Annotated in this window: 23 protein-coding genes; 7 read left to right on the top strand and 16 right to left on the bottom strand. The window is 29.4% G+C overall.

All coding sequences use genetic code 11. From position 1 onward, the window contains the following. Positions 1–7: 7 nt before the first annotated feature. From CRU95_RS09700 to CRU95_RS09645, 12 genes are all read right to left on the bottom strand, one after another. The gene (locus CRU95_RS09700) at positions 8–787 is read right to left on the bottom strand and encodes a thiazole synthase (RefSeq protein WP_129100943.1); all 780 of its coding nucleotides are present in this window, start codon (positions 785–787) and stop codon (positions 8–10) included. A gap of 71 nt (positions 788–858) precedes the next feature. Beyond that, positions 859–1,170, bottom strand: a complete 312-nt coding sequence (cutA, locus tag CRU95_RS09695; RefSeq protein WP_129100942.1) for a divalent-cation tolerance protein CutA — start codon at positions 1,168–1,170, stop codon at positions 859–861. Then, positions 1,167–2,552 (bottom strand): NAD(P)H-hydrate dehydratase, encoded by a 1,386-nt coding sequence (locus tag CRU95_RS09690; protein ID WP_129100941.1) that lies wholly within the window; start codon positions 2,550–2,552, stop codon positions 1,167–1,169. Before CRU95_RS09690 ends, cutA begins: the two co-directional genes overlap by 4 nt. An 11-nt stretch (positions 2,553–2,563) precedes the next feature. Further along, positions 2,564–2,890 carry a translation initiation factor SUI1 gene (locus tag CRU95_RS09685; RefSeq protein ID WP_129100940.1) on the bottom strand — a complete coding sequence of 109 codons (327 nt, stop codon included), beginning with the start codon at positions 2,888–2,890 and terminating at the stop codon, positions 2,564–2,566. Then, on the bottom strand, positions 2,890–3,879 hold the full coding sequence (gene tsaD / locus CRU95_RS09680) for a tRNA (adenosine(37)-N6)-threonylcarbamoyltransferase complex transferase subunit TsaD (RefSeq protein WP_129100939.1): 990 nt from the start codon (positions 3,877–3,879) through the stop codon (positions 2,890–2,892). The genes CRU95_RS09685 and tsaD overlap by 1 nt, the downstream gene beginning before the upstream one ends. Next, on the bottom strand, positions 3,876–4,433 hold the full coding sequence (locus CRU95_RS09675; protein WP_129100938.1) for an alpha/beta hydrolase: 558 nt from the start codon (positions 4,431–4,433) through the stop codon (positions 3,876–3,878). The genes tsaD and CRU95_RS09675 overlap by 4 nt, the downstream gene beginning before the upstream one ends. A gap of 12 nt (positions 4,434–4,445) precedes the next feature. Beyond that, positions 4,446–4,874 (bottom strand): DUF1566 domain-containing protein, encoded by a 429-nt coding sequence (locus CRU95_RS09670; protein ID WP_129100937.1) that lies wholly within the window; start codon positions 4,872–4,874, stop codon positions 4,446–4,448. Continuing rightward, positions 4,871–5,155: a hypothetical protein gene (locus CRU95_RS09665; RefSeq protein ID WP_129100936.1), complete on the bottom strand. Its 285-nt coding sequence runs from the start codon at positions 5,153–5,155 to the stop codon at positions 4,871–4,873. The genes CRU95_RS09670 and CRU95_RS09665 overlap by 4 nt, the downstream gene beginning before the upstream one ends. After that, on the bottom strand, positions 5,145–6,212 hold the full coding sequence (dxr, locus tag CRU95_RS09660) for a 1-deoxy-D-xylulose-5-phosphate reductoisomerase (RefSeq protein WP_129100935.1): 1,068 nt from the start codon (positions 6,210–6,212) through the stop codon (positions 5,145–5,147). The genes CRU95_RS09665 and dxr overlap by 11 nt, the downstream gene beginning before the upstream one ends. After that, positions 6,209–6,967: a phosphatidate cytidylyltransferase gene (locus CRU95_RS09655; protein WP_129100934.1), complete on the bottom strand. Its 759-nt coding sequence runs from the start codon at positions 6,965–6,967 to the stop codon at positions 6,209–6,211. Before CRU95_RS09655 ends, dxr begins: the two co-directional genes overlap by 4 nt. Positions 6,968–7,057: 90 nt before the next feature. Further along, positions 7,058–8,386 (bottom strand): NFACT RNA binding domain-containing protein, encoded by a 1,329-nt coding sequence (locus tag CRU95_RS09650; protein ID WP_129100933.1) that lies wholly within the window; start codon positions 8,384–8,386, stop codon positions 7,058–7,060. Positions 8,387–8,397: 11 nt separating this feature from the next. Next, the gene (locus CRU95_RS09645) at positions 8,398–8,910 is read right to left on the bottom strand and encodes a hypothetical protein (RefSeq protein ID WP_129100932.1); all 513 of its coding nucleotides are present in this window, start codon (positions 8,908–8,910) and stop codon (positions 8,398–8,400) included. Between the two features lie 109 nt (positions 8,911–9,019). On the opposite strand from CRU95_RS09645, the gene thrS reads away from it, so the two are divergent. The 4 genes from thrS to rplT all read left to right on the top strand — a co-directional run bounded on the left by thrS (position 9,020) and on the right by rplT (position 12,153). Further along, positions 9,020–10,828 (top strand): threonine--tRNA ligase, encoded by a 1,809-nt coding sequence (thrS, locus tag CRU95_RS09640; protein WP_129100931.1) that lies wholly within the window; start codon positions 9,020–9,022, stop codon positions 10,826–10,828. A gap of 29 nt (positions 10,829–10,857) precedes the next feature. Next, positions 10,858–11,352: a translation initiation factor IF-3 gene (gene infC, locus CRU95_RS09635; RefSeq protein WP_164969761.1), complete on the top strand. Its 495-nt coding sequence runs from the start codon at positions 10,858–10,860 to the stop codon at positions 11,350–11,352. A 142-nt stretch (positions 11,353–11,494) separates the two neighbouring features. Then, positions 11,495–11,692 carry a 50S ribosomal protein L35 gene (gene rpmI, locus CRU95_RS09630; RefSeq protein ID WP_013134115.1) on the top strand — a complete coding sequence of 66 codons (198 nt, stop codon included), beginning with the start codon at positions 11,495–11,497 and terminating at the stop codon, positions 11,690–11,692. Positions 11,693–11,793: 101 nt separating this feature from the next. After that, the gene (gene rplT, locus CRU95_RS09625; protein ID WP_013134114.1) at positions 11,794–12,153 is read left to right on the top strand and encodes a 50S ribosomal protein L20; all 360 of its coding nucleotides are present in this window, start codon (positions 11,794–11,796) and stop codon (positions 12,151–12,153) included. 66 nt (positions 12,154–12,219) lie between these two features. On the opposite strand, the gene mobA is transcribed toward rplT, so the two are convergent. From mobA to glmM, 4 genes are all read right to left on the bottom strand, one after another. Then, a complete protein-coding gene (gene mobA, locus CRU95_RS09620; protein ID WP_129100929.1) occupies positions 12,220–12,798 on the bottom strand; it encodes a molybdenum cofactor guanylyltransferase MobA in 579 nt (192 codons plus the stop codon). Then, entirely contained in the window at positions 12,798–14,066 is a 1,269-nt protein-coding gene (locus tag CRU95_RS09615) for a 3-isopropylmalate dehydratase large subunit (RefSeq protein ID WP_129100928.1), read from the bottom strand. The genes mobA and CRU95_RS09615 overlap by 1 nt, the downstream gene beginning before the upstream one ends. Positions 14,067–14,144: 78 nt before the next feature. After that, positions 14,145–14,606, bottom strand: coding sequence for a signal peptidase II (gene lspA, locus CRU95_RS09610; RefSeq protein WP_129100927.1), 462 nt, complete (start codon positions 14,604–14,606; stop codon positions 14,145–14,147). Continuing rightward, the gene (gene glmM / locus CRU95_RS09605; protein WP_129100926.1) at positions 14,603–15,937 is read right to left on the bottom strand and encodes a phosphoglucosamine mutase; all 1,335 of its coding nucleotides are present in this window, start codon (positions 15,935–15,937) and stop codon (positions 14,603–14,605) included. The genes lspA and glmM overlap by 4 nt, the downstream gene beginning before the upstream one ends. 90 nt (positions 15,938–16,027) lie before the next feature. On the opposite strand from glmM, the gene rpsT reads away from it, so the two are divergent. The 3 genes from rpsT to CRU95_RS09590 all read left to right on the top strand — a co-directional run bounded on the left by rpsT (position 16,028) and on the right by CRU95_RS09590 (position 19,357). Beyond that, positions 16,028–16,288 (top strand): 30S ribosomal protein S20, encoded by a 261-nt coding sequence (gene rpsT / locus CRU95_RS09600; RefSeq protein WP_129100925.1) that lies wholly within the window; start codon positions 16,028–16,030, stop codon positions 16,286–16,288. A 66-nt stretch (positions 16,289–16,354) separates the two neighbouring features. Continuing rightward, entirely contained in the window at positions 16,355–17,422 is a 1,068-nt protein-coding gene (prfA, locus tag CRU95_RS09595) for a peptide chain release factor 1 (protein WP_129100924.1), read from the top strand. A gap of 204 nt (positions 17,423–17,626) precedes the next feature. Beyond that, entirely contained in the window at positions 17,627–19,357 is a 1,731-nt protein-coding gene (locus CRU95_RS09590; protein WP_129100923.1) for a bifunctional diguanylate cyclase/phosphodiesterase, read from the top strand. Positions 19,358–19,403 lie beyond the last annotated feature (46 nt).

The following is a 19,403-nucleotide window of genomic DNA, read 5'->3' as shown; positions in this document are numbered from 1 at the left end:
TTACAGCTTAAAATTGAATCAATCCATCAATAGGAGAACTAGCTGTTGCATAAGGTTTTTTAGGGATTCTTCCCGCTTTATAACCCATTCTTCCAGCAAGTACTGCATACTTCATAGCTTCTGCCATTGCTATTGGATCATTTGCTCCTGCAATTGCAGTATTTGTTAAAACAGCTTCAGCTCCAAGTTCCATAGCTATGGCTGCATCACTTGCGCAACCAACACCTGCATCAACGATTACAGGAACTTTTACTGCATCTTTGATAAATGCTATGTTATATCTGTTTTGAATCCCTAGACCGCTTCCTATAGGTGCAGCTAATGGCATAATTGCATCAGCCCCTGCTTCTTCTAATCTTTTTGCAATGATTGGGTCATCATTTGTATATGCCATAATTGTAAAACCCTCTTTTTTTAAGATTTCACAAGCTTTGATTGTCTCTATTACATCTGGATATAGAGTTTTTTGTGCATCACCAATTACTTCAAGTTTAATCAAATCTATTCCAGTAGCTTCTCTCATAAGTCTAAATGTTGTGATTGCTTCATCTGCTGTGAAACACCCTGCACTATTTGGTAGAAGTTTTACATTTGTATCTTTAAAATAATCTAATAAATTCTCTTCATTTGGATTCATAATATTAACTCTTCTAATAGCCACAGTAATTAGTTCACTTCCACTTGCTAGTGTTGCATCTTTTGTAGTTTGAAAATCTTTATATTTACCACTTCCTACTATTAATCTACTATTAAATTCATAATTACCAATTTTTAAAATATCACTCATTTTTTTCCTTCAATTTTGTTTTACAATATAATTTACGGTTCCAAGCTTTAAAAAGTGAAGCAGTTCACTTCTTATTTACAGCTTTCACCTATAAAATTTTTATATTCTTTACTAACATTTTCTATATCAATAGATATAATTTCAGGCAAATCATAGCTATGATTTTCTTTTATTTCCCTTTGGATTTTTTTAAAGTTTTTCTTTTTAGTTTTGATTGAAAGAAGCTTCTCTTTATCCTCACAAAGTTCATCTTTCCAAATATATAAAGACTCAATACTGCTTATTTGTATACAAGCTGCAAGTTTTTTGTCAAGTAAAATTTTTGCTATAGTTTTAGCTTCTTGGATATCTTTACATGTTGTTTGAATAATACATATTTTCATAATTTTGTAACCTCATCGATAATATCTTGTGGAGTTAAGGCATAAGAGTTTTTAGCAAAATTACTTGCTGCAAAACTATGTGCCAAGGATGCAGTTATTGTTGCATCTAAAGAGTTATAACCTTGTGCTAAAAGTGAAACTATAAGTCCAGATAAAGCATCTCCACTTCCACCTTTGCTTAAATTTGGTGTGCCATGATTATTTATATATCTTTTTTCAGCTTTTGCGATAATCGTATTTGCACCTTTTAAAAGTAAAGTAACATTTGGATATTTTTTTGTAAACAACTCTATATATTTGAATCTATCCTTTTGTAAAGTATTTACACTAATATCAGCGATATTACAAAGCTTCAAAAGAGAGCAAAACTCTTTTGGATGTGGAGTTAAAACAAGTTCTTTATTTAAATTCTCCACTAATAACTCTTCATAAAATAAATCAGCATCTACAACTTTTGGAATTTTTAAAGTCAAAATATCTTCTATCTCTGCATTTTCATACTTTCCTAATCCCATTCCAATGGCTAAGGCTGTACAATTTTCAGGTATAAAATGACTTTGCATAATATGATAAGGTAAAGTTAACTCCTTGTGACAAACAGCAGTTACTAAACCAGCACCAAATTTAAAAGCAGCATCACAAGCAATTCTTCCTGCCCCACATTTTTCACCCATGATAATACCCACATGACCAAAGGTTCCCTTATGTGAGTTTTTATCTTTTCTAAATGGAAGTTTCATATCAGACTTTTCTAATAAAAAGGTATTAGAACTAGCCTCATAAACTTCCCTTTGAACTCCTAAATTAGCGACAATAATTTCGCCCACATAGTTTTTAGATATATCAGAAAATAAAGACTTTTTGTAAGCACCCATAGTAATAGTTGTATCAGCTTTAAAAGCCACACTATTTATTTGTCCCAAACTGTTTATTCCACTTGGAATATCACAAGCTATTTTATAAGCGTCTAGGTAATTTACTCTTTTTAAAAGTTCAATTGAATTCTCATCTAAATCTTTATTTAAACCACTTCCAAACAGACAATCAATCACAACATCACAACTACACACAAAATCTATCTCTTCTATTCCTAAAAGTTTTGCTCTTTTTTCTTGTAATTGTGCCATTTGAGATTTTGCACCAAAAGGAAGATAAAGCTTTACATCAAATTTTTTATATAAAAGTCTAGCTAAGGCTATCCCATCAGCTCCATTATTTCCAGGACCACAGACAACAAGAATAGTACTTTCATCTTCAAACTTCTCTTCACAAAATCTTGCCATGCTAGATGCAGCATGTTCCATTAGTATATCTTCTGTTAAACCAAACTCTTCGTAACATCTTTTATCTAAAGTTCCAACTTCATCAAATACTTTTTTCATGGCATACTTCTTTATTTGTTTTTAAATTTCCATCCATCTTTTGATAAGATTTCTATTATTTTTTGTTTTACATCACCTTGTAACTCTATCCACTCTTCTTTTATAGCTCCACCGCATGCAAGCTTTTTCTTTAGAAGTTTTAGTACCTCTTTTTTTTCATCTTCGCTTATACAAAATCTTCCCACTAAAGTAACTGGTTTACCTTTTCTTTTTTCATAGGTAAATACCAATTGATGAGAATTTTTTGGCTCTATTTTATTTGATGGCTTTTTTTTCTTATCTTCTTTTTTTGTATCAAAACTATCGCCACCTAATTTTGCACCCATTTCAAATATCATTAAAATACCTTTACTCTTGTTTGAACATCAAGTTCATCTATAGATATAAAATCGCCTACTTTATATTGCTCAACTGCGACTCTTCCTATCATAGCTGCATTGTCACTACAATATTTAAGTTCACTTAACATCAAAGCTGTTCCATATTTCCCACAAAGATTTTCAACCTCACCTCTTAAGCAAGTGTTTGCACTTGCCCCTCCTACTATTGCAAAGTTTTTAGGAGCATTTTGTTTGAAAAGTTTTTTTAATTTTTGCATGATATGCTCAACTGCTGTTTTTTGAAATGAAGCACAAATATCTGCTTTTATCTCATCACTTAAAGTTCCTTGTTTTTCTATCTCAACTCTAACTGCATTTTTTAAACCTGAATATGAAAACTCTATTTTAGGACTTTGTCTAAGAGGTACGGGAAAATCAAACTTTTGAGCATCTCCATTAAAAGAGAGTTCTTGAATAACAGGACCACCTGGATAACCTAAGTCTAACATCTTGGCAACTTTATCAAAACTCTCACCAAAACTATCATCCATAGTACTAGCTAAGATTTTCATATCAACTAAAGAGTTCACTTCTATAATTTGCGTATGTCCACCAGAAACTAAAAGCACAGTTAAAGGCAAAATTGAATCTTTTTCAATAAAAAGTGAATAAATATGTCCTTTTAGATGATTTACAGCTATTAAAGGAAGATTTAAAGAGATAGCCAAAGCCTTTGCCATAGTTACACCTTCCATAAGTGTAACAGATAGTCCTGGGGCATTTGTAACTGCGATTGCTTTTAGTTTTGGGAAATATTCTTTGCACTCTTCAAGTATTTTGGGTAAAGCTTCCACATGAAGTCTTGCAGCAAGTTCAGGTACAACTCCACCATAAACACTATGTTGAAGTTCTTGGGATATTTTTTTGTGATAAACAAGTCTATTTGTATCTATTTCAGTTATAGCTATAGAGCTATCATCACAAGAAGATTCGATACTAAGAATCATTTAGCATTTTCCTCACCAGTCTCTTCTCTTTTTATCCAATCTAGTGCACAGTCAAGTTTTCCAAATCCAGAAGCTGCATTTATATGTCCTGCATTTTCCATTATTTTCATACCAACATTTAACTCTGTTTGTAATTTTATTGCTTCTTCTATTTCCATATATGGATCATTTGTTGAAGCTGCCATTATTATCTCTTTTGCTTTTAAATCTTTTACAATAGGATATGGATAAAAACTTTGTGCTTCTTTTACGATTCTATTTCTACTAACAGGGGCTACTAACATAAGTTTATCAAGACTTATGTCAAGTTCACTACAAGTATGAAACCAAAGTACATTTGCCAAAGAGTGACAAACTACAATATCAGGCTTGAAATGTTTAATCTCTTTTTTTAAAAACTCTTTCCACTCACTTAAATCAGGGTTATCTCTACTTGGAAAAGCAGGAAAAGATACAATATAATTATCTTTTATCAAGTCACTTGCTAAATGTGCTTGCCAATGGGGGAAATCACTTCCTCCCAAACCATGTAATATCAAAACTCTTTTATTCACTTTTTACCTTTTTTATTTACTTCTTACACATCTAACTAATTTTAGTTTGTGTCTACTATCATAATATGCTGTTCCACTTACAAAATACATATAATCAGCATAAAACCACAAAGTTCTCCAGTGAGCTGTACTTGCCCAATAACCGTCACTTAGACTATATTTAAAAGCTCTATTTATATTTTTTTTGGTATTTTTTTTATCAACTATTAGAGCAAACTCTTCAATATCTGGCAAACGCCAATCATCAAAGCCTGCATAAGATAACTTATCACAATAATCTTGGGCATCTGGATGAGTTAGATAATTTGTAACATTTTGTTCACTATCCATCCAAACTAATTTATTTGCATCATCTATTACGATATTTCTATCATTGTCTCTATGTAAAGAGGCTGCATTTAAAACTGCTATTAACGATATTATGAGTAGTAAATATTTCATTCTCTTATCTTTGAGTTAAATTTTCCTTTTTGAATTCTATCATTTGTAAGTTCATCAAAAAGTTCTATGTCTATTTTACCATTTTTTTTAAACACAAGTCCAACTAACTCTTTTTTTGACTCTTGAACTTCTTTTTCTTCTGATTTTGCATGGACTTTCCAGTTTTCAAACTTTGCTTCATAATCTTTAATTGTCTCTTTTTCAAACTTTGTTCTTGTAAAGATTAAATACACAACTAAAACTAAAAGTATTCCAAAAGGAATCATTAAATCAAGACTCACAATAAGCCCTAACTTCTTTATCCCAAGCAAAGATTTCTTCTAATGAACTTGGATTTACATTGTGAAAATGGTTTATTGCATCAAGGGTAATTTTTGAGATATCTAAAAATCCTATTTTTTCATTTAAGAATTTTGAAACTGCAACTTCATTTGCAGCATTTATTACTACACCTAAATTGGGATTTTTTAGAATTTCATCTTTTATACCCCAGATTGGGTATCTTTGCTCTTCTATTTTTTTAAATTCTAAAGTTCCAACTTCTACTAAATCTATATGTTTAAGTATATTTTCATCAACTTTTCCTAAAACAGCATATGAGATAGGAAGTTGCATATTTGCATTTGCTATGTGAGCTGTTGTACTTCCATCAGCAAAATTAATAAGTGCATGAATTAATGATTTTGTCTCTATTATTGCATCTAGTTTTGTTGTATCGAAAAGCCATTTTGCTTCAAGTAGTTCAAAAACCTTATTTGTCATGGTTGCACTATCTATTGTGATTTTATTCCCCATTGACCAATTTGGATGATTTAAAGCCTCTTTTATAGATACATTTTTTAACTTCTCTAATGGATAATCTCTAAATGATCCACCACTAGCAGTTATTATCATAGAGTCTATTTTTTTATCTTGAAGTAAATACCATAATCCAAAGTGTTCACTATCTATTGGTATAAGATTATTTTGGTCTATAAAAGCACCAGCTACTACTAGTGATTCTTTATTTGCCAAAGCTACTTTTTTACCACATTTGATTGCTTTAAGTGTAGGTTTTAATCCCAAAAATCCTACAAGTGAATTTACAACTGTCTTAGCATCTGATTGTTCAATTGCATTTAGAATTGCTTCTTCCCCATAAGATACATTTGTATGATTTACTTTTGAAATATCATCTTTAGAAGCGATTACTACGGTTTTAGGATTGAACTGTTTTATTTGAGCATTAAGTAAATCTATATTTTTCCCTGCAACTAAAACATCGATATTTAGGTTAAATTTTTGTGCGATATGTAGAGTATTAACTCCAATAGAACCAGTACTACCTAATATTATCAAAGTATAGCTCTTAATAAAACTAACATCACAACAGAAGCAAATAAGAAACCATCTGTTCTATCTAATACTCCACCATGACCTGGTAAAATACTCCCACTATCTTTAACTTCTGCTTCTCTTTTTAGATAACTTTCAAATAAGTCACCAAAAATAGATGAAATAGCAACTACTATAGAAATAACTAAAGTCCCCATATAAGTTATTCCATCAATTGCAAATATTGGACCTAAAATAGCTGCTAAAATGATACCTCCAGCTACACCCTCTAGAGTCTTATTTGGACTTGTTTCACAAAATTTTGTTTTCCCAAAAGCACGACCTACATAATAAGCTCCAACATCAGCAGAAGCTACCACAAATAACATCCACCAAAGAACTCCTATTCCATACTCATTATATAAAGTTAAAAGTGTTAGAAATGAGATAAGTGGATATAAGAAAGGAAGAAATACTTTTTTATCCATATCTCTTTTATAAGCTAAATTAGAAGCAAAAATTACTAAAGCTATTAAAACTAATATTTCAGGATAAGGATAAAAATAAGCGATAATCCAAGTAATAGCGGCATATTGAAAGACTGTTGAATCTTTTACTTTGAAAAGATTCATCGCTTCATCAATACCCACGATCATAAAAGCACCAAGAAAAAGCCAAGTTACAAACATAGTATTTATATAACTTACTAGAATAAATACGGCAAATAAAACAAGTGCTGTTTTTATTCTCGTTGAACTTGAAGAAATTAACTCATACATTGAAAACCTTTGATTTTTTCATATTTTATCTTAAGTTTTCTTTCTATTTTGTAAATAAACTTTTTAAGGCTTATTTTGAGTCTATTTTATTTAAATATGTACATCGATTGTATCATAGGGATTATATAAAACATTTGCCCCATTTTGAACTTTTACATTTCTTCTTTGAGTAAAATCAACTAAATATTTCCCACTAAAATCTGTTGAAAATTTTACACATAATTCTGCTGCTTTATATATAACATCTATGGGTAGTGTCTTTTTCGTATTTTGTACTATTACATGTGAAGAGTTTGTACTTTGCATATGAAACCAAAAGTCACTTGCTTTTGAATTCTGAAGTAAAAATATATTTGAACGCTCATCCGTTCCTAGAAGTATTCTGTATCCATCGAAGAAAAAACTCTCAAATGGCTCTTGCTTTTTTGTTTTTGTTTGATTTCTTTGTTTTTTTGGAAGTAAAAATTCTACTTCATCAATAGACTTACAAAGTTTTATATTTGAAATCATTCTATTTAAAAACTCAGATTTTTTTCCTAAATTCTCTTTTTCTATAGAAATATGCAAACTTTTTTGTTTTAGTTTTTTTGCTTTTTTAAAAAGGCTATTTGCATAAATAGAAGGATTACTACACTCACTTAAATCAATTTCTACAACACTTCCATCATAATTATTTAGTTTTGCACTTTTTTCATATGGTTTTATTAGGTGTAAATTACTCAAAATCAAATTTGCTTTTTCGTATAAAAGTTGTGATTCTTTTTCTAATTCATCTTTTTGTGGCAAAGTTTTTAACACTTTTAATAATTTAGTACGGTTTTTCTCTATTTGTGATATTTTTTGTTTTTTTAAACTGGTTAAAGAACTCTGTTCTTTTTCAAAATAATTATTAAGTAAGAACTCTTCTGTATCTTTTATCTCTTCCATTTTAGGTATAAAAGTTTGTTTTGGTATTTCATCTAATTTTTCACCAACTTTTACAATCCTAGAAGAGCTAAACTCATCTATATGTCTTAGGGCTTCTAGGATTATTTCATTTTCATCCAAAATGATGATATTTGTATGTTTCCCTGTAAATTCAAACTGTAAAACTGTAGTTAATTCTTTATATGAAGATTTTGAATTTACATAGATTCGAATAATCTTATCATCATTGTGCATTGTGATATTTTTTATTCTTGAGTTATTAAATCTTTTTTGTAAAATAGTATCAAAAGGTGCGATAAAATCTTTTTGTGATGAAATCTTTTCATCTTTTTTATATATTAAGCTATTGCTTTTTGCCATATCAAAATATATTACATTTCTGTCATTAAACTCAATAAAAATAGTGTTGTTTTCTACTCTTCTTATTTGTCTTATTATTTTACAATTTGCATTTAAATATTCAACAATATTTTTTATAGCATAATATTTCATTTGGTTCCAATTTATTTTAGTGTGTATTTGTTATATTTTAAAATTACTCGTTCTGCTATATCTATCATTTTTATATTTAAAACTTTAAATTTCTCATCTTTTATATTTAATAATAATTTATCATAAGTTATAGAATAAGGATATAGCAAAAAATAGATATATTCTTTTGATTTTGATTCTTTTCCTAGCTCCTTAAACCACATCGATAAAAGCGATATATAAAGCATAGAGGGATTGAAAGATACACCTTCTTTTAACTCCTTTGATAACTCTAAATTTAAAAAATTATAAGCTTGCAATATGGCAGAAATTGTATATGAATTTTTATTATTTAAATAATAGTCATTTTCTTTTGTAACTCTTTTTAACTCTTTTAAAATATCTTTAGAAGTATCTTTTATATAAATATTTATTTCATCATCAATTTCAAATTTTTCATCTTCAATATTTTCATAAGATGTTATAATGTCCTTACATAAGAGTAAGAGTGCTTCTGTTTTTATTTTAGATAAGTTAATAATCATACACAATTTTATCTAAAGTATTCTAAATAAGCACAACTCTAAAGTTTTTTAAGTCTAATTAAGTTAAAATATATAAATTTTATAAAAAACTTAATGAAAAAGGAAATTATTGGAACCGATTGGCGTATTAAATGATGGTCAAATTTATGACCTTCAAACTGCGGAAGCTTTGAATATTCAAGGAGAGGTAATAAAAGCCGATAACTCTAAAGAATCTTTAGAGATTTTAAGACACTCATGTGCCCATCTTATGGCACAAGCTATCAAAGAGTTATATCCAGAAGCTAAATTTTTTGTAGGACCTGTTGTAAGTGAAGGTTTTTACTATGATTTTAAAGTTGAATCAAAAATATCAGATGAAGACTTACCTAAAATTGAAAAGAAAATGAAAGAGTTAGCAAATGCTAAACTACCTATTGAAAGATACGAAGCATCAAGAGAAGAGATTTCACAAAAATTTAATAGTGATGAACTAAAACAAGCTGTATTATCAAGAATTACAGATGAGACTCTGACGATGTACAAACAAGGTGATTTTGAGGATTTATGTAGAGGTCCACATTTACCAAATACTAGAATGATAAGAAGTTTTAAACTAACAAGAGTAGCTGGTGCTTATCTTGGTGGTGATGAAAAAAATGAGATGATTACTAGAATTTATGGTATTGCATTTTTTGATAAACAAGAACTTTTTGATTATGTGAAAATGTTAGAAGAAGCTAAAAAAAGAGATCATAGAAAACTAGGAACAGAACTTGAACTTTTCACATTTAGTGATGAAGTAGGAGCAGGTCTTCCTATGTGGCTACCAAATGGGGCAAGACTTAGATCAAAATTAGAGCATATCTTATACAAAGCTCACAGAATAAGAGGATATGAACCAGTTCGTGGTCCAGAAATCTTAAAATCTGAGATGTGGAAAATATCAGGTCACTATGCAAACTACAAAGAGAATATGTATTTTACTACTATTGATGAACAAGAATATGGTATCAAACCAATGAACTGTGTTGGACATATTCAAATATTCAAAAATAATTTGGTATCATATAAAGACCTACCAAAAAAACTTTTTGAGTATGGGGTTGTTCATAGACATGAGATGAGTGGTGCAATGCATGGATTATTTAGAGTTAGAGAATTTACTCAAGATGATTCACATATATTTTGTACACAAGATCAAATAAAATCAGTAATCTTTGAAGTTTTAGAATTCGTTGATGCATTACTTAAACTATTTGATTTTAAATATGAAATCGAAGTTTCTACAAAACCGGAAAAAGCAATCGGTGATGATATTTTTTGGGAAAAAACTACAAAAGGTATCATGGATGCACTTGATGAAAACAATATCACATATGGTATTGATGAAGGTGGTGGAGCATTTTATGGTCCTAAAATTGATATTAAAATTCTAGATGCTATTGGAAGAAAATGGCAATGTGGAACTGTTCAAGTTGATATGAACTTACCTTCAAGATTCAATGCTGAATTTATCAATGAAAAAGGTGAGAAAGAACAACCAGTTATGATTCATAGAGCCATTTTAGGTTCTTTTGAAAGATTTATTGGTATATTAACAGAACACTGTGCAGGTGAGTTTCCATTTGTTATTGCTCCTACACAAGTTATTTTTGTACCAATTGCGGATACTCATAATGAGTATGCAAAAGAGCTACAAAAAGAGCTTTTACAAAATAGCATCGATTCTAAAATTTTCAGTATGAATGAAAGTTTAAACAAAAGAATCAGAATGGCAGAAAAACAAAGAGTTCCAATGATTGTAGTAATTGGAGATGAAGAAGTTGAAAACAAAACTGTAGCACTAAGAGATAGAAGAAAAAGAGAACAATCAAACATGGGTAAAAATGAATTTATCCAAATGTTAAATGAAATTAATAAAGGAAGTGAAATTTGAGTCGAGGAAATAAAAAAGACGATGTTATAATGAATGACGACATTACAGCTAAGGAAGTTAGATGTATGGGTGACGATGGTACTAACTATGGTATCATCTCAACAGCAGATGCTTTAAAAACTGCGGATGAACAAGGTCTTGATTTAGTTCTAATTGCACCAGAAGGTAAACCACCTGTTGCAAAAATAATGGATTATAGTAAATTCAAATATCAACAAGAAAAAAAGAAAAAAGAAGCTAGAAAAAATCAAAAAGTGATTGTTCTAAAAGAAGTGAAATTTTCTGTTAAAATTGCTGAAAATGATATTAACTATAAAGTTAAACATGCAATTGAATTCCTTGAAAAAGGATTTCATGTAAAATGTAGAGTATTTCTAAAAGGTAGAGAGATGGCTCATCCTGAAGCTGGAGCAGAAGTACTTGAAAAAGTATGGCCTATGCTAGAAGATTATGGGGATAGAGATTCTGAACCAAAACTTGAAGGAAGATTTGTAAACATGATGGTTCTTCCTAAAAAAGACTAATTTCCACTTAAGTAGAAAGAGATAATTCCTCTTTCTACAAAAACTTCAAACTAACTTAAACTTATCTAAAGCTTATTTTTACTATAATCACAAACTTTTTCTAATATCGAAGAAGAATGCAAATTTAAGAAAGGAGAAATCCATGCCTAAAATGAAATCAGTTAGTGGAGCTTTAAAAAGATTTAAAGTGAAAAAAAATGGTTCAATTAAATGTGGTTCAGCATTTAGAAGTCACATCTTAACAAAAATGTCAAGAAAAAGAAAAGTGGCATTAAGAGGACCTCAAACTATTGATAGCACTGATGCTACAAGAGTTAGAAGAATGTTGTGTAAAGCGTAATTAAAGAAATTTAATTACAAGTCCCTCCACAAGTATGTGGACAAGTTCGGCAATAGCCGACACCAATATTAAACAAAATATATGGTTAAGAAAGGAATAAAATGCCTAGAGTTAAAACTGGTATAGTTAGAAGAAGAAGACATAAAAAAGTTCTAAAAGCGGCAAGAGGTTTCTTCGCAGGTAGAAGCAAACACTTTAGAAAAGCAAAAGAACAATTAGAAAGATCTTTAGTATACGCATACAGAGATAGAAGACAGAAAAAAAGAGATATTAGAAAGCTATGGATTATCAGAATTAATGCAGCTTGTAGATTAAATGATATCAACTATTCAAGATTCATGAACGGTGTTAAATTAGCTGGAATTGAACTAGATAGAAAAATATTAGCTGATATGGCAATGAATGATGCAGCAGCATTTACAACAGTTGCAACAGCAGCTAAAGCAGCATTAGCAAAATAATTTTAAATTTGCAAAAATAAAAAAGGGGTTTGATTAATTTCAAACCCCTTTTTTTATGTACAATTTTTATATAAGAGAAAGTGCTTTTTGGTAATCTTCTTTTTTATTTAAATTTAAAAATTCATTTTCATCAAAAAACTCGATTTTTTTTAGTTCTATTTTTTTCAGTAAAAAACCTATTTTGTGATTATTTTCTTTTATCATTTCATTTATTATTGGCAGGCAAGATTTTTTATAAACTCCACATAAATTATGCTCTCTTGATGTTATTGCAATTGTACTATTACTCAAACTTTCATTTATAAGTTTTTCCATTGTCTCAATTTTTACAAAGGGAGTATCTACTGTTATAACAAAAACGTTGTCAGATTTTATAGTTTCTAAGATACTTTTTAAAGCTATCAAAGGTGAACTTTCACCTGAAATATTATCAAATATTATGTTTTCATCACTTTTTAGAAAATCAAATTTATTAGTTTTTGAAGATAAGTAGATATTTTTAAAATGGGGTTTTAATCTATCAAATTGATACTGAGCAAGAGTGTTGTAATTAGAAAAAGGAAGAAGAGCTTTGTCTTCTCCCATTCGTGAACTTTTCCCACCACAAAGGATTACACAAGGTATATCAAATTGTGGTGTTTTCATTATAAACTTCTAGGGTCAGTGATATAACCACTTATTGCACTTGCAGCAGCAACTGCCGTATTTGATAAATATATTTTTGAACTTCGAGATCCCATTCTTCCAACAAAGTTTCTATTTGTAGTAGAAATACAAACCTCATCATCACCTAAGATTCCCATATATCCACCTAAACATGCTCCACAAGTAGGATTTGAAACAACTCCCCCTGCATCAACTAAAGTATCAATATATCCAAGTTTTGTAGCTTCCCTCAATATTTTTTGAGTTCCTGGAGTTAAGATTAATCTTACATGTCTTGCAACCTTTTTACCTTCAAGTAATTGGGCAGCCACTTTAAAATCAGATAATCTTCCATTTGTACAGCTTCCAATAAATACTTGGTCAACTCTAATATTATCTTCAACAGCTTGATTTACACTGTGTCCATTTGATGGTAAAAATGGATATGCAATTACTGGATTTAAAGCTTCAACATCTATAACAATCTCTTGACAGTATGTTGCATCTTCATCAGAGTAATGAATTTTTGGTTCAGCTCTTAAACTGTCTCTGCTATCTAAGAATTCTTTTGTAACTTCATCATATGCAACAATACCATTTTTAGCCCCTGCTTCAATAGCCATATTACATAAAGAGAATCTATCATCCATACTTAGATATTTAATTGAATCACCTGTGAATTCTAAAGCTTTATATAAAGCTCCATCAACTCCAAGTATTCTAATAATCTCTAAGATTAAATCTTTTCCAGTAATATAAGGACCTGGTTTCCCTTTGAATACTACTTTAATAGACTCAGGTACCTTAAACCAGTTTCCACCAGTAATCATTCCAAAAGAAATATCAGTACTTCCCATACCTGTAGAAAATGCACCTAATGCACCATGTGTACAGGTATGTGAATCAGCACCAATAATAACATCACCTGGTAATACTAATCCTTTTTCAGGTAAAAGTGCATGTTCGATTCCCATATCTTTTTCATCAAAAAATAGTTTTAAATTATGTTTTTCTGCGAAATCTCTTGAAATTCTTGCTTGATTTGCCGATGCAATATCTTTTGCAGGAATAAAGTGATCAAGTACAATTGCAAAACCATCTGGGTTTGCTAATTTTTCAAAACCACCCTCTTCAAATGCTCTAATAGAAATAGGAGTTGTAATGTCATTTCCAATAACCATATCAATTGGACTTCTTACAATCTCACCTGCGTAAACTTCATGTCCTACATGTTCGCTAAAAATTTTTTCTGTAATTGTTTGACCCATCTTTTCTCTCTTTATTAAACTTATCTTTTTTAATTTGCTCGATTATAGCTAAAATCTGTTTAGCTTTCAAAAACTCTTTTAAGCTCTTTTTTTATCTTCTTTATATTGTTTATACTGCATATATAAAATTATTGCAATAGCAAAATCTATAATTACATCTGCAAAATTAAATATTGCAAAATCAAAACCACAATGCCAATAAACATAATCAACAACTGCCCCATAAGTAAATCTATCTAAAATATTAGACAAACCACCTGCTAGTAGTATTGAAACAGGAATATAGTATTTCACAAATACTTCTTTATTTAAATATAAATAAATCAATATAGAAGCTATAAGTGTTAATTGTATAAATTTTAAATATTCACTCAAAAATTCAAACATAGAAAATGCAACACCATAATTGTATGCAAGAACTAAGGAAATACAATCACTTTCAAAACCAAAATTTAAAAACACAAAACCATATTTAATAGCTTGATCTATTAAAACTAATAATATAAAAATTATTAGGGAAACAGTTAACTTTCTATTCATAGTTTTTTATTTAAAAACTCTATTAGTTTATCCATGTACTCGTTTACTAGTTTTTTATCTCTACCTTCAATTAAAACTCTTAATTTATTTTCAGTTCCAGAGTATCTAATTAAATCTCTCATACCTTTAGATTTGATTTCTGCTTGAAGTTCTTTTAAACCTTCAATTTTATCTAAAGGAATTTTTTCATTTACTTTTAGATTTTTTAGTACTTGTGGATAAAGCTCAAATTTATTTAAAGCTTCACTAGCTTTTTTCCCACTTTCTAAAACATATGCCAATACTTGAAGTGCAGTTGCTAAACCATCTCCTGTTTTTGAAACATCAGAGAAAATAACATGTCCACTTTGCTCACCTCCAAAATTGATGTGATTTTCTTTCATATTTACTAAAACATTTTTATCACCAACATCTGTTCTATTTAGTTTCAAGTCAAAAGAGTCTAGGTAGTCCTCTAAGGCTTTATTACTCATAACTGTAGCAACACAAGCTTCACCTTTTAAAAGTCCCTTGTTGCTTAGATAGACGCATAAGGCACCTAATAGTTTATCCCCATCAACAGTATCACCATTTTCATCTATTATAACCAGTCTATCAGCATCACCATCTAAAGCTAATCCAATATCAGCTCTTACTTCCTTTACAACTTTTGAAACATTTTCAGGATACATCGCACCGCTTAATTCATTGATATTAAATCCATTTGGTTTTGCATTTATTGTAAAGACTTCAGCACCTAGTTCTTCAAGAATAGTTGGTGCAACTTTATACGCTGCTCCATTTGCACAGTCAAGAACAATTCTAAGTCCACTCAATGTTAAATCTTTTGGAAATGAACTTTTAATTGATACAATATATCTTCCAATAACATCATCAATTCTTTTTGATGCTCCTATTTCTTTTCCTGTTTTTTGAGCTTGAATTATCGATTCTTCATCAAAAAATAATTCTTCTATTGCTTTTTCACAATCAAGTCCTAGCTTATTTCCATTATGATCAAAAAACTTGATTCCATTATCTTCAAAAGGATTATGTGAAGCAGATATCATAATTCCAGCATCACATCTCATTGATTCTGTTAAGAATGCAATAGCAGGAGTTGGCATTGGTCCTATTTGTATAACATCATATCCTACGGCCGTCAGTCCAGATACAAGTGCATTTTCAATCATATATCCACTTCTTCTAGTATCTTTTCCTACTAAAATTTTGTTTGTATATGAATTCTTTCTAAAAAATATTCCAGCAGCCATTGCTAGTTTCATTACAGTCATTGCATCTAAAAATGACCCCGCTTGTCCTCTTACACCATCAGTACCAAATAGTTTCATGAAAAATCCTAAAATTAAACTTAATTTAAACTTACTTTAAAGTTATTTGGCTAGTATTCTAGCCTTAAAAAAATTATAAAGAGGTTAAAAATGGCAAACCACAAATCTTCGGCTAAAAGAGCTAAACAAACGTTAGTAAAAACTGAGAGAAACAGATTTTATAAAACAAGAATTAAAAACATAACTAAAGATGTATTATCTGCAGTTGAGGCTAATGACAAAGAAAAAGCAACTGTTGCTATGAAAACTGCTAATAAATACATGCACCATTGTATTGCAAAAGGTATCCTTAAAAAAGGAACTGCTGCTAGAAAAGTTAGTAGACTACAAGTTAAAGTTAACGCACTTTAATAAAATTTTACTATCATAAAAATATGGTAGTTAATTTTATTTATTTGCTTATACATACTATAAAATATGTTACAAGATAAATTACAACTATTTATTGATAGATATGAGGAGATTAATGGACTATTAGCTTCTCCAGATATCTCTTCAGACATAAAAAGGATGACTGCACTTTCAAAAGAACAGTCGGCAATTGAACCAATTGTAAATAAAGCTAAAGAATATATAAGTGTATTAAATGATATTCAAGATAACAGATTGTTATTTGATGATCCAGAATTAGGAGAATTAGCAAAAGAGGAACTTAGAGATTTAGAGGTTAGAAAACCCTCTATTGAAGAAGAAATAAAAGTTCTTATGATTCCTAAAGATCCTAATGATAATAAAAATATTTTTATAGAACTAAGAGCTGGTGCAGGTGGGGACGAAGCAGGAATATTTGTAGGAAACCTATTTAGAGCATACTTAAGATATGCGGAACTAAAAGGGTGGAAAGTTGAGATAATGAACCAAAGTGAAAATGAAGCAGGTGGATACAAAGAAATCGTAGCTTTATTTAAAGGTGAACAGGTTTATTCAAGACTAAAATATGAGAGTGGAACACATAGAGTTCAAAGAGTTCCCGCAACAGAATCTCAAGGAAGAGTTCATACTTCAGCAATTACTGTAGCAGTTATGCCAGAAGTTGACGATGTAGAAGTTGAAATCGATCCAGGTGATTTAAAAATTGATGTTATGAGAGCTAGTGGAAATGGTGGACAATCTGTAAATACAACAGACTCTGCGGTTAGAATTACACATATTCCTTCAGGACTTGTGGTAACCAACCAAGACCAAAAATCTCAACATAAAAATAAAGATAAAGCAATGAAAGTTCTAAAAGCTAGACTTTATGACATTCAAATGCAAGAAAAAATGGACTCAGAAGGTGCCAGCAGAAAAGAACAAGTTGGAACTGGTGATAGAAGTGGTAGAATTAGAACTTATAATTACCCACAAGGCCGAATAAGTGACCATAGAATTAACCTAACATTATACAGACTTGAAGCAGTTATGAATGATGGAGTATTTGATGAAATCATAGACCCATTAATCACAGATGCACAATCAAGAGCAATTGAGGCTAATGGATTATAATCCATTAGTTTCACTTTTTTATCTACTTTCGTAATCAAAATGTAATCATTTTAAAATACACTTTCATCTGTTAAAACACATTAATAAAAATATTTCAAAATTTACAAATTAAAAAGAGAGTTATAACTTTTTTTGATTTTAGTTATAGCCCTTTATCTTTTTTACGCGAACGATTAGAGAAAAGGCTATAAATAGGATTAAAATATGAAAATAAAATGGAATTCAATTGTTGAAAAACTCGATTATGCTTTTCAGCCTATTATACATGCTCATTCTGGTAAAATTTTTGCAGTTGAAGCTTTGCTTAGAAATGTAGAAAAGATACCTAATATAAACTATATTTATGAAATTTTTGATTTAGCACATGAAGAAAACTACTTGTATGAGTTTGACTTACTCTTAAGAGAAAAAGCAATTGAAAAGTTCTCTAAAATAAACATTGAAAATTTACAACTTTTTTATAACCTTGATAATAGAACTATTCATGCAAAGAACTATACAAAAGGTAATACAAAAAAAATCTTAAAAAAATATAACTTGCCTAAAAGTATAATCTGCTTTGAACTAAGTGAACGAGGTACAATAGAAGATCAAACTGACTTAATTGAAATGATACATAATTACAATAGTAGTAATTATACTATTGCAATTGATGACTTTGGAGTTGGGGTTTCAGGTTTAAAATTATTATACTTTTCGCAAGCAGATATAATAAAAATAGATAGATTTTTCATAGAAAATATAAATAGTGATGCTAAAAAAAGATTATTTTGTTCTTCTATTATAAATATGGCACATATTATGGGTATGAAAGTTGTAGCAGAAGGAGTTGAAACATTAAAAGAGTTTTATACTTGTAAAAATATTGGTGCAGATTTTATTCAAGGATTTTTAGTACAAAAGCCAACTATACAAATTGATGAAATAAAGCCTATATACAAAGATATAGTTAAATATCTATTAAATGAAAAAAGAGCAGATGACAATGCTCCAATAGAGCAAGAATTTATACAAAATATAGTTCCTCTTAATATTAATTCATCTTTACACTCTTTATTTTTATATTTTAAAGATTATACACACAGTAGTTTTGTTCCAATAGTAGATGATTATGATAACTTTATTGGTGTTATTTATGAAGTTGATATTAAACAAATCTCATACTCACAATATGGATTAGCCTTAGCACAAAATAAATCATACAGTTCAAAAATAAGTAAATATGTTAAACCAGTTATCTCAATAGAAGCCTCATGGGGAATTGATAAAGCCTTACAAATCTTTAATCAAGACCCAAATTCATCGGGGATATTTATTACAAAAGCAAATAAATATCATGGTTTTATTGATTTAAGGTCTCTATTACAACTTTCACATAAAAGAACTTTAGAAATTGCAGAAAACCAAAATCCACTAACAAGGCTACCAGGAAATAAACAAATTGAAAGATTTATTTACGATAGTTTAGAAAATAAGAATAATTACAGTTCACACATTTTATATTTTGATTTTGATAATTTTAAACCTTTTAATGATACTTATGGATTTAGACAAGGTGATAGAGCAATCCTATTATTTGCAGAACTTTTACAAAAAAAATATCCAAGTGATACATTTATAGCACATATTGGTGGAGATGACTTTTTTATAGGTATAAAAAATAATGATATTGAAGAGGTTTATCTTACAACTAAAGAGGTTTTAGATGAATTTAGATGGTCTGTGAAAAACTTATATAGTGAAATAGACAAAATAAATGGTCATATAAAAGGAAAAGATAGATTTGGAGAAGACAGAATATTTGAACTTTTATCTTGTTCTTGTGCTATTATTGAGATTTCATGTAATTCAAAAAAAGCAAATTTTGATTACACTTTAAATGTAATGAAAAAATACTCAAAGAATCTAGACAGACCAATAAGTGCTTCATTTTAAGATGTAATCATCTTGTAATTTTTATAAACTATAATGTTCAACAAAA

The sequence above is a fragment of the Arcobacter sp. F2176 genome, assembly GCF_004116465.1.
Lineage (GTDB): Bacteria > Campylobacterota > Campylobacteria > Campylobacterales > Arcobacteraceae > Arcobacter > Arcobacter siniprincipis.
Note: the sequence above shows the minus strand (reverse complement) of the source record. Positions and strands in the feature narration are given on the sequence as shown.